The organism is Rathayibacter sp. AY1C9 (genome assembly GCF_002932315.1).
Classification (GTDB): domain Bacteria; phylum Actinomycetota; class Actinomycetes; order Actinomycetales; family Microbacteriaceae; genus Rathayibacter.
This window is the reverse complement of record NZ_PSVZ01000042.1, coordinates 1-11,014: the sequence shown is the minus strand read 5'-3', so window position 1 is coordinate 11,014 and position 11,014 is coordinate 1. Positions and strand designations below refer to the sequence as shown.

The window sequence follows — 11,014 nt, the reverse complement described above, 5'->3', positions numbered from 1 at the left end:
GTACGACGCGGCGGAGCGGGCCTCGCAGGTGATCGCGGTCGGACTGCTCGCGGGCACCGTCTCCTTCGGCGGCACCGCGACCGTAGCGGTCGGGGAGGGAGCGGGCAACGCGGCGCGACACCCCTCCCTCCCCGCAGCCTCTACCGGAAGGTGCGCCTGACCGCGTTGTTCGCCGGCGTGGGATCGGCGGCGGCGGTCGACACCCTGGCGTCGATCGTCGTGGCGGCCGGCCGGTCGACCAGCGTCACCGAGTAGGTGGTGCTCCGCCCGGCCGAGACGCTCGGCGCGGTCCAGGTGAGGACCGTCGTGCCCGCGGCCGAGCCCTTCGTCTGCACGGCGCCGGGCGCACTCGCCACCGTTCCGCTGACGACGACCCGGGTGGTCGTCGTCGCCGCGTCCCGGGTGCCGGTGTTCCGGACGGTGATCGTGCCCGAGAGCGGGGCCGTCGCCGCCAGTCCCGGCGCCGGCGCCAGCGTCAGCGTCAGGTCGGCGCGGGTGGAGGACTTCACCTGCAGCGACTGCGTCACCGAGGTCGCGGCGAGCCACGCGGAGTCGCCCGCCTGCGTGGCCCGGACGGTGCAGCTCGCCGCGCCCGTCAGCCGCACCGTCGCCGTGCCCGCGCCGGTGGCGGTCAGCGTGCAGCTGCCGCTCGCGTACAGCTTCACGGGCAGACCGGAGGAGGCGGTGGCCGCGACCGGGTAGGCGATCCCCTTCTCGGGCGAGGACGGCATCGTGGTCGAGAAGGCGACCTTCTGCGCCTTCTTCTTCTGGGGGACGACCGCGGCGACCGCGATCGACTGGGTCGCCCGGGGAGCCGCGTCGTGCGAGGCGTCGCCGGCCTGATCCGCGGTGACCGTGCAGGTGCCGGATCCGCTGAAGGTCACGACGCCGCTCGCGAGCGAGCACGCGCCCGTGGCGCCGATCGTGACCGGCAGGTCGGAGGAGCCGCCCGCCGCGGTCGGCGTGTAGCGGCCGCCCGCGGTCGCCGTGCTCGGAGCCGCGGAGGTGAAGGCGACGGTCTGCAGCGCCTTGCCGATCGGGAAGGTCCGGACGACCTGCTCCGCGGGCGCGTGAGCGTCGTCGCCGGCCTGGTCCAGCGTCAGCGTGCAGGTGCCGACGGAGTCGTAGGACACCGTGCCGTCCTCTCCCAGCGAGCAGGAGTCGGAGGCGTCGAGCACCGGGTCGGCGCTCGACGGGCCGCGGACGATCGACGGGGTCCAGGAGCCGCCGATCCGGGCGTCCGTCGGAGCGGCGTCGCGGAACGACACCGCTCCCGCCGCCGTGCCGACATCCACCGACTGCGAGATCCGCGGAGCCGCCGAGTGACGCTCGTCCCCGGCCTGGTCCGCGGTCACCGTGCAGGTGCCGGAGCGGGTGAAGGTCACCACGCCGTCCGCGACCGTGCAGGACCCGGCCGCTCCGAGCACCACGGGGGCGCTCGACGCGCCGGCCGTCACGACGGGCGTGTAGGAGCCCCCCGCGACCGCCGCGTCGGGGACCGGCGAGGCGAACGCCAGCGTCTGGCCGAGGGCGCCGATCGCGAAGGTGCGGACGGCCTGCGGAGCGGCGCCGTACCGCGAGTCGCCCGCCTGGTCGAGCGTCAGCGTGCAGGTGCCGACGGAGTCGTGGGACACGACTCCTGCGGCCGCCGAGCATGCTCCGGAGGCGGTCAGCACCGGACGCGCGGTGGAGGGTCCGGCGACGATCCGCGGGGTGGTCGTCCCGCCGACCGTCGCACCGGTCGGCGCGGTGCCGCCGAAGGAGACGGTGCCCGCGAGCAGTCCGACCGCGATCACCTGCGAGGCCCGCTCCGCCGCGTCGTACCGGGCGTCGCCCGTCTGGTCGGCGGTCACCGTGCAGGTGCCCGATCCGGTGAAGGAGACGACCCCGTTCGTGAGCGTGCAGGACCCGGAGGCGCCGAGCACCACGGGCCGCCCCGAGGCCCCGCCGGTCGCGGTCGGGCGGTAGGTGCCGCCCGCGAGCGCCGAGTCCGGCGCCTGCGAGGTGAAGGCCACGGTCTGCGCGATCCGGGTGATCTCGAATCTGCGCACCGCCGTCGGCGCTGTGCTGTGGCGGATGTCGCCCGCCTGGTCCAGCGTTAGCGTGCAGGTGCCGGCGGAGTCGTAGGAGACCAGTCGGAAGGGCCCGACGGAGCAGGCGCCGGAGGCCGTCAGCACCGGGGGAGCACTGGACGGGCCGGCGACGACCGCGGCCGTCGAGGAGCCCCCGACCCGGGCCTCGGCCGGAGCATCGCCGCCGAACGCGACGGTGCCCGCGAGCTGCGTGACCGCGACGGTCTGCGAGGCCTGCGCCGCCGCGGCGTAGCGCCCGTCGCCCGCCTGGTCCGCCGTGACGGTGCAGGTGCCGCTGCCGGCGAAGGTGACGACGCCGTCGGCGAGCGTGCAGGCGCCGGTCGCTCCGATCGTCACGGGGAGCCCGGACGCGCCGCCCGTCGCGGTCGGAGTGAGCGTGTCGCCGGCCGCGGCCGTCGACGGCGCGGTCGAGGTGAAGGCGACGGTCTGCGCGATCGCGGTGACCTCGAAGGTCTGGACCGCCCGCGCGGTGCCGTAGGTGGCGTCGCGGTAGTGGATCGCCGTCAGCGTGCAGGTGCCCGCGGAGTCGAACCGGACGGCGCCGTTCTCGCCGTCGGAGCAGGCGCCCGAGACGCTGAGCACCGAGGGGCCGGAGGACGGTCCGCGCGTGAAGGCGGGAGTGAAGGATCCGCCGACCTCCGCGTCGGTCGGGACGGCGGTCGTGAACGCCACGGAGCCGGGCGCGTAGCCGACCTCCACCTCCTGCACGGCGGGCCGGGCGCTGTCGTACTGCCGGTTGCCGTTCTGGTAGGCGAAGACGCCGCAGACGCCCTTCGTGGTGAAGGTGACCACGCCGTCCTTCGCCGAGCACGACGCGGTGGTGAGGAGGAACGGAGCGATGCCCGAGGCGCCGCCCTCGATCACGGGGCGGTACGTGTCCCCGAGGACGGCGCCGACCGGAGGCGCGCTCGTGATCCGGACCGTCTGCGGGAGGAAGTAGATCGAGTACTCCTGCTCGGCGTGCCGCGCGGGCCAGTAGCCGTCTCCGGGCTGGTCGAGGGACAGCACGCAGAGCCCGGCACCGTCGTTCCGCACGGTCACTCCGTCCGGGAGGATCGAGCAGTCTCGGCTCGCGGAGAGCACGGGCACGCCCTTCGACGGGCCGGGCACGATCGTCGGCCGGTACGTCTCGAGCGACATCGCGTGCGGGGGCGCGGTGCTACCGAAGGAGAGGTTCCCCTCGGGAGTCCCGACCGTGATGACCTGCCGGACCTGCGGAGCGGCGTCGTGCCGATCGTCCGCGGCCTGGTCGATCGTCACCGTGCAGGTGCCGTCGCCGAAGAACGTCACCACGTCGTCCGCGATGGTGCAGTTGCCGTTCTCGATCACCGCGATCACGAGCGGGTTGCCCGAGCCGCCGCCGGTCGCCTCGACCGTGTACCGGTCGTCGGTGAACACCCGGTCGGGCGGAGTCGAGGTGACGACGACGGTCTGGGGGATCCGCGAGATCGGGACGAAGCGCACCAGACCGTCGGCGGCCGCGTACACCTCGTCGCCCGGCTGGTCGAACTGCACGCCGCAGGTCGAGGGCTCGGTGTAGGTCAGGATCTGCGCACCCGTCGCGTCGGGGGCGACGGTGCAGCCGAAGAAGGTCCTGACGAGCACCGGCAGTCCCGAGCTCGAGGTCGCCGTGGCGACGCCGGTCGACTCCAGGACGCCGGTCTTCGGCACCGCGACCGTCAGCGTCTGCGACGCCTTCGCGACCTCGAGATCGAAGGAGGCGCGCCCCGCGGTGTAGTGGTCGTCGCCGGCCTGGTCGGCGGTCACGGTGCAGGTGCCGCTCCGGGTGAAGGTCACGACGCCGTCGGCGATCGCGCAGGATCCGGTCGCTCCGATCGAGACGGGGCTCCCGGAGCCGCCGCCGGTGGCCGTCGGAGTGAAGGTGCCCAGCGCCGTCGGCGCGGTCGGCCGCGAGGAGGTGAAGGCGACCGTCTGCGAGAACTTCCGGACCGTGATCCGGAACGAGGACGTGCCGGTGTTGCCGGCCTCGTCGTCCGCGGTGCAGTCGACCGTCGTGTCCCCGATCGGGAAGACGCTTCCCGAGGCGGGCGTGCAGGTCGAGCCCACGGCTCCGTCGACCGCGTCCTCCGCGGAGGAGGCGAAGGTGACGACGGCGCCGGAGACGTCGACCGGCTCGGCCGTGACGGCGGCGGGCACGGTCACGACGGGGGCAGAGCGGTCGGCCAGCGCGAAGGTGCCGGGGATCGACCGGAGGGTGTAGTTCGGCCCCGCATCGCCTCCGTCGCACCTGGTGACGTAGTCGCCGACGGGCGTGCGCGCTCCGACCGTCACCTTCCCGGTGCCGTCCGCCGTGTAGTAGGCGCCGGTCGGCTCGGTGACGAAGCGGTCGGTTCCAGCGAAGCCGTCGGCCGTGCAGGTGACCGTCGGGGCGGTCGCGGTGCCGTGCGCCTGCGTCCCGGGGCTCGACGCGGTCACCGTGAGGGGCGCCGGCGAGATCGTGAGCGCGCCGTCGATGGTGATCAGCTGTCCCGAGGGGTTCGTCAGGCCGGAGCAGCGCGTGGGGTAGCGGCCGACGGGGGTCGTCGCGGAGAGCGCCAGCGGCGTCCTGAATCCGGTGTCGGACGCCGCGAAGGCGCCGCAGGAGACGGTCCCCGAGGGGGAGCCGGTCACGGAGGCGGTGATCGCGGGGGGAGTGGATCCGTAGGTCGACGAGGGCGAGGAGGCGGTCACCATCGGGACAGCCGCGACGATGCGCAGCGCGCCGTCCTTGTACCCCGCGATCGTGTAGTCGCTGCTGACCTTCGCGCCGCTGCACCGCGTGGTGAAGGTGGTGAAGGTGGAGGTGGGCCAGTTCGGGATCAAGCGGTAGATGACGTCGTCCGCCGTGACGATCGGCCGGTAGACGCCGGCCGTGAGCGGGGCGCCGAAGGTGTCGGAGCCGACGAAGGCGGCCGTGCAGCGCAGGTCGGGGGACGGCGCGCCTCGCGGGTAGTCGACCGTCGGAGCGGTGACCGTGAGCGCCTTCGGCTTCGCCGTGAAGCTCTGCAGGGGCTCGCCCGCCCAGCCCAGAGGAGCGAGCGCGTCGAGCCTCGCCGCGAGCGTGCAGACGCCGGCGTGGAGCACGGTCACCCTCATGCCGCTGACGGAGCAGGTCTCGGCGGTCCTGCTGCTCAGGACGATCGAGCGGCCGGGCACATCGACGGCCTGCGCGTAGGGGCTCGCGTCGAAGGAGTCGCCGTACGCCTTCTGCGGGAGCGTCGACAGGTCGAAGCGCACGCCGCCCACCGCCACGGTGGCCGGCTCGCTGCGGACGCTGCCCCCGCAGGTGGTCAGGGTCGCCCGGTAGCGGTAGGAGCCGGTGGGATCGGGGCCGGCCTCGAGGAACGCGGTCCCGTCCTCCCGTGCGCCCGCCCGGCCGAGGGCGGGCTTCCACGTGGCGCCGCCGTCGGTGGACCTCTCCCACGACACGGCGGGGATGCCGCCGTAGACGGCCGAGACGCTCACGCCCATCGTCAGCGTGTAGATCTGGTTGGTGACGCCCGCGATGTCCGAGGGCTGCCGGGTGATGACGGGTGCCGCGGCGCACGCGCGCACCTCGTGGCGCAGAGCGGGGAGCGCCGACCAGCTCCCTCGTCCCGCCTCGGCGGGGGTGATGGTGTCGGGGTAGTGCGCGCGGATCTCGTTCCAGCCCTGCGGGATGTCCCTCGTGGTCAGAACGCCGACGCCGTCCGCGTCGAGGGTCACCCTGCTGGTGCCTGCACCGGTGAGGATCTCGACGGTGCCGCCGGCGGCCACCGGCCGGCCCAGGCTCGGGATGGTCACCTTCGCGGTGACGGTGACCTCCTGCCCGAGCATCGAGAAGTCGGGGGTCCGCGTCACGGTCACGGCGGTGTCGTACACCGGAGCGACCACGGGGTCGGCCGCCGTCGGGCCGGCCGTCTGCGAGATCCTCGTCACGCTCGGGTGCACGTAGCTCGAGCCGCCGCCGCCGGCGCCGGGGTCGTTCATGACGCCGAGGGTGTCGTTCATGCTGCCGAACACGTAGGGCGATCCGCCGCCGCCGCCGTACCACCAGCCGGCCCCGCCGCCGCCGCCGCTGTGGCCGGGGAACGAGCAGTTGCCGCCGCCGCCGCGGGAGGCGCCGGCGTCGGCGCCCTTGCCGTCGTTGAGGAACACGCCCCACTGGCCGTTGTTGCCGTCGGCGCACTCGCCGAACGTGCTGTAGCCGCGGGCGCCGGGCGAGCCGCCCGAGCTCTGCCCGGCCGCGCCGCCGCCGCCGCCGTCGGCCGCGTTGTTCCTGCCGCCGTTCCCGCCGCCCCTCGCGCCGCTGCCGGCGTCGGCGTCGCCGCCGACCGAGGACCGCCCGCCGCCGCCTCCGCCGCCCGCCGCCACGGCGAGGGCGTGCTGACAGCCGTCCGAGCCGGCCGTGCTGAGGTACTGGGCGTCGCCGCCCGCGCCGCCGGAGTCGCCCCCGTAGACGCCGCCGTTCACGTAGCGCGTGGCGCCTGCCGCTCCGGCCGGGGCGCCGGCGAGGCGCCCGATCTCCAGCACCTGCCCGGGCGTGACGGGCACCTCGACGACGAGGCTGGAGCCGCGTCCGCCGGCGTTGCCCGTCCCGAGGCCGCTCGCACCCTTCCCACCGTTCTGTCCGCTGAGGACGGCGCGGACCGTCGAGACCCCGGTCGCGGGAACGGTGTACTGCGACACCGTCGAGACCTTCGGGGAGGTGAAGCACGCGGTGCTGAAGACCGGCGCCGCCGACGCGGTCGGCGCGGCCACGACGCTGAGTCCTGCGCCCGCTACGAGCACGGCCGCGGCGACGAGGGAACGGAGGAAGGACTGGCGCATGTGCTGCTACTCCCGGCTGCTGCCGGGAGCGGGCGCCCGCGGTCGGCTCAGAGTAGGGCGGTCGTCGACCCGCGAGGAAGGCGGAAGGTACACGAACGCCCTGCTCGGGGGGTACGGGAGGCCACTTCTGCCGGAACCTCCCAGGAAGTCCCCGTGCACGTCCGGGCAGCGTCCCCACCCTGTCGGGGCAGCGTCCCCACCCTGTCGGGGCAGTGTTCCCACCCTGTCGGGGGAGTGTCCCCACCCTGTTGCGGCCGCCGCCCGGGTCGCGTAGCCTAGCGAGGTTGCGTGCATCTGCACGCGCTTGCGTGCTGCCCACCGGGCAGGAGCTCCGGCTCCGGCCGGACAGGCGGGCGGTGCGCCGACAAGTGACCTTGGGTGGGTCGGGCGGGGCTTCGTGCCGCGCGTGATCCACGGTAACCACACATGGAGGAAACCATGGCAGCAGTCTGCCAGGTGACCGGAGCCGTCCCCGGCTTCGGGCACGCCATCTCGCACTCGCACCGGCGCACCAAGCGCCGCTTCGACCCGAACGTGCAGAAGAAGACGTACTACGTGCCGTCGCTTCGCCGTAACGTCACCCTGACCCTCTCGGCCAAGGGCATCAAGGTCATCGACGCCCGTGGCATCGAGTCCGTCGTCAAGGATGTTCTCGCTCGCGGGGTGAAGATCTAATGGCCAAGCAGCAGGACGTCCGTCCGATCATCAAGCTCCGTTCGACGGCCGGCACCGGTTACACCTACGTGACCAAGAAGAACCGCCGCAACGACCCCGACCGTCTCGTGCTCAAGAAGTACGACCCCGTAGTGCGCAAGCACGTCGACTTCCGCGAGGAGCGCTAAGTATGGCCAAGAAGAGCAAGATCGCCCGCAACGAGCAGCGCAAGGTGATCGTCGACCGCTACGCCGCCAAGCGCCTCGAGCTGAAGAAGGCCCTGGTCGACCCGGCCGGGACCGACGAGACCCGTGAGGCCGCCCGCGTCGGCCTCCAGAAGCTCCCCCGCAACGCCTCGCCCGTCCGCGTCCGCTCGCGCGACGCCGTCGACGGCCGCCCCCGCGGCAACCTCACGAAGTTCGGCATCTCGCGTGTCCGCTTCCGTGACATGGCGCACCGCGGCGAGCTGCCCGGCATCACCAAGTCCAGCTGGTGACCCGGCGCCGCTAGCGGCGTGAACGATCGAAGGCCCGTGATCCATCGGATCGCGGGCCTTCGTCGTCCCGCCGGCGGACGTAAAATGTGCGGATGACCGACTCCAGCCTGCCCACCGTCGCCGAGATCGCGGCGCTCATCGACCACGCGATCCTGAAGCCCGAGCTCACCCGCGCCGAGGTCGACGCCCAGCTCGACGAGGCGCGCGCGTCCGGCGTGTTCAGCGTCTGCGTCCGCCCCTCCGACATCGCCCACTCGGTCGCTCGGCTCGAGGGCTCCGGCGTCCTGGTCGGCACGGTCATCGGCTTCCCCCACGGCACCACCTCGACCGCGGCGAAGGTCGCGGAGTCGCGTCAGGCGCTCGCCGACGGCGCGTCCGAGCTCGACATGGTCGTCAACATCGGCCGCCTCCGCAGCGGCCTGCTCCAGGACGTCGAGGACGACGTCCGCGCCGTGGTCGAGGCCGCCGAGGGCCACGTCGTCAAGGTCATCCTCGAGACGAGCCTCCTCGACGACGAGCAGGTCGTCGAGGGCAGCCGGGCCGCCGAGCGCGCCGGAGCGGACTTCGTGAAGACCGCCACCGGCTTCGCGGGCGGAGGCGCGAACGAGCACGACCTCCGCCTCATGCGCGGCGCCGTCTCGGAGGCCGTCCAGGTGAAGGCGTCCGGCGGCGTCCGCGACCTCGACACGCTCCTCGCCTACCGGGGCCTCGGCGTCACCCGCTTCGGCACCAGCGGCTCCGCGACCATCCTCGGCGACCTCGCCGCGCGGCACTCGGGCGACTCCTCCGCGGCACGTGTCGACTCAGCCTCCTACTGACGGAACGGCCGACGAGGGCCGCACCGCACCCGCCGACCGGATGACGCCCGTGCGCCTGCGCCCGGGCCGCGCCGGCCGGTGGGCGGAGCGGACCCGCCGCCCCCTCGACGAGATCGCCCGCGCCCTCAAGGAGCGCGTCTACGCGACCTTCACGGGCCTGGCCGTGGTGATGATCTACCTCGTCGGCGACCACCCCGACGCGGTCCACGCCCTCCAGAGCCTCGTGATCTCGATCATCGGGATCTCGGCCGCGGGCTTCGTCGCCGAGGTGATCGCGCACCAGGTCGTGCACGCCTCGGCGCCCTCGCGCTCCGAGACGCACACCATGCTGCGGATCGCGGGCGGGGCGCTCGCCTCGGCGTCGCTGCCGGTCCTCGCGCTCGGTGCCGCGGCGCTGGGCTGGATCGACGCGACGGTCGCGCTGCGGATCGGCGCGGGCGTCTACGTCGCCACGCTCGCGGGGATCGCCCTCATCGCCGTCGTGCGCGCGGGCCTCTCCTGGAAGGAGAGCCTCGTCTCGCTGCTCGGGATCGTGGGCCTCGGCGTGCTGGTCGTCGGCGTGCTCGCGCTCGCGCACTGATCCGGAGGCGCCGCCGCGCGTAGGCTCGGACGGATGACGTCACGCACCAGGGTCGAGCTCGGCCGCCGCGAGGACCTCGGCGCCGACTGCGCGAACTGCTTCGGCCTGTGCTGCGTGGCCCTCGCCTTCGCCCGCTCCGCCGACTTCCCGTTCGACAAGCGCGCCGGGGACCCGTGCGTCAACCTCGACGGCGAGGACGCGTGCACGATCCACCGCCGGCTCCGGCCGCAGGGCTTCGTCGGCTGCACCGTCTTCGACTGCTTCGGCGCCGGCCAGAAGGTCTCGCAGCACACGTTCGGCGGCGTCTCCTGGCGGTCGGACCCGGCCGTGCGCGAGCGGATGTTCGCGGTGTTCCCGCTGATGCGCCGCCTGCACGAGCTGCTCTGGTACCTCGACTCCGCACTGGCGCTGCCCGGCGTCGCCGCGCCGCTCCTCGACGAGCTGCGCGAGCGGTTCGACGCGGTGCACGCGCACACCCTCGGTGAGCCGGAGCAGGTGGTCGCGGTCGACGTCGACGCGGAGTACGGAGCATCCCGGCCGCTCCTGATCGCGGCGAGCGCGGCCGCTCGCGCAGGAGCGGCGCCGGCTGCCCGCCGGTCGAAGGGCCGTCGGCTCGCTCCGGGTGCCGATCTGGCGGGCGCACCGCTCCGGAACGCGGACCTGCGGGGAGCGGATCTGCGGGGCGCGCTCCTCCTGGCTGCGGACCTGCGGGGTGCGGATCTGCAGCGGTGCGACCTGCTCGGGGTGGACCTTCGTGATGCGGACGTGTCCGGTGCGCGGCTCGCCGAGGCGGTCTACCTCACCCAGGCGCAGGTGAACAGCGCCCGAGGGGATGCGGCGACCACGCTGCCGTCGCATTTCGAGCGCCCGTCGCACTGGGGCGGCTAGCCCGCCGGGTCAGAGGCTGCGGGGGCCGCCCAGCGACTCGTCGCCGCCCTCGTCGTCGAAGCCGAGGGCCTCGACGACCTCGCGGCCGAGGAGGTGCGCGCCGCTCCAGCCCTCGATGACGCACCGGGGGAACGCCTCGCGGTCCGGCGAGCCGAGCCATGCGGCCGCCGCCTCGCGGGCCCACGCCTCGGAGGCGTACACGCCGATGATCTCGGTGCGGTCGTCCCACGGCGTCGCGGTCGAGAGGACGAAGTGGTCACCGTTCACGATCGGATCTCCTCCGGCACTCGGGGTTCAGCGACCCCGTGGGAGTGCGGGACCGGACCGGACGCTACCCGCGGGCGGGGGAGCGCGTCTCCGGGGTCGACACGAGCGCGGATGAAGGCTACGGGAACGTCGAGCGCGGCGCGATCACCCGATGGTCCCACGCAGGCGGGCGTTCAGCCCACCCAGAGCCGTCGCGATCTCGTTCTCGTCACTTCCGGGGAGGAGGGCGCCGCCCTGCTCGAGGCCGTGGCGCAGGGCCTCGACCTCCTCAGGGGGGAGGCCGCCGCTGTCGAGGAGGGCCTGGAGGGCGGCGAGGATGCCGACGAGGGCGACGGCGTCGTCCAGGTCGAGGGGGCGGACGCAGGACTTGTCCATGTCATCGCTCCTGTTCGGGTCAGGGGTTCGGGGG

9 protein-coding genes are annotated in these 11,014 nt (G+C 73.9%); 6 read left to right on the top strand and 3 right to left on the bottom strand.

Features of this window, described 5'->3' with window-relative positions:
- Positions 1–140 precede the first annotated feature (140 nt).
- A complete protein-coding gene (locus tag C5D09_RS16510; protein WP_146085667.1) occupies positions 141–6,902 on the bottom strand; it encodes an HYR domain-containing protein in 6,762 nt (2,253 codons plus the stop codon).
- A 438-nt stretch (positions 6,903–7,340) separates the two neighbouring features.
- On the opposite strand from C5D09_RS16510, the gene rpmB reads away from it, so the two are divergent.
- The 6 genes from rpmB (at position 7,341) to C5D09_RS16480 (ending at position 10,338) form a co-directional block, all read left to right on the top strand.
- Positions 7,341–7,577: a 50S ribosomal protein L28 gene (gene rpmB / locus C5D09_RS16505; RefSeq protein ID WP_056038148.1), complete on the top strand. Its 237-nt coding sequence runs from the start codon at positions 7,341–7,343 to the stop codon at positions 7,575–7,577.
- A complete protein-coding gene (gene rpmG, locus C5D09_RS16500; protein WP_027692168.1) occupies positions 7,577–7,744 on the top strand; it encodes a 50S ribosomal protein L33 in 168 nt (55 codons plus the stop codon). The genes rpmB and rpmG overlap by 1 nt, the downstream gene beginning before the upstream one ends.
- A 2-nt stretch (positions 7,745–7,746) precedes the next feature.
- On the top strand, positions 7,747–8,052 hold the full coding sequence (rpsN, locus tag C5D09_RS16495) for a 30S ribosomal protein S14 (RefSeq protein WP_104225107.1): 306 nt from the start codon (positions 7,747–7,749) through the stop codon (positions 8,050–8,052).
- A 92-nt stretch (positions 8,053–8,144) separates the two neighbouring features.
- Positions 8,145–8,870, top strand: a complete 726-nt coding sequence (gene deoC, locus C5D09_RS16490) for a deoxyribose-phosphate aldolase (RefSeq protein WP_181027245.1) — start codon at positions 8,145–8,147, stop codon at positions 8,868–8,870.
- Complete coding sequence (locus tag C5D09_RS16485; protein WP_146085666.1) at positions 8,848–9,450, top strand: hypothetical protein; 603 nt, start codon at positions 8,848–8,850, stop codon at positions 9,448–9,450. Before deoC ends, C5D09_RS16485 begins: the two co-directional genes overlap by 23 nt.
- A gap of 33 nt (positions 9,451–9,483) precedes the next feature.
- Positions 9,484–10,338, top strand: a complete 855-nt coding sequence (locus C5D09_RS16480) for a pentapeptide repeat-containing protein (RefSeq protein ID WP_104269795.1) — start codon at positions 9,484–9,486, stop codon at positions 10,336–10,338.
- Positions 10,339–10,347: 9 nt separating this feature from the next.
- Here the strand turns inward: C5D09_RS16480 and C5D09_RS16475 are convergent, their stop codons facing one another.
- Both C5D09_RS16475 and C5D09_RS16470 read right to left on the bottom strand, forming a co-directional pair.
- Positions 10,348–10,605, bottom strand: coding sequence for a hypothetical protein (locus C5D09_RS16475; RefSeq protein WP_104238985.1), 258 nt, complete (start codon positions 10,603–10,605; stop codon positions 10,348–10,350).
- Positions 10,606–10,749: 144 nt separating this feature from the next.
- A complete protein-coding gene (locus tag C5D09_RS16470) occupies positions 10,750–10,980 on the bottom strand; it encodes a hypothetical protein (protein WP_104227350.1) in 231 nt (76 codons plus the stop codon).
- Positions 10,981–11,014 lie beyond the last annotated feature (34 nt).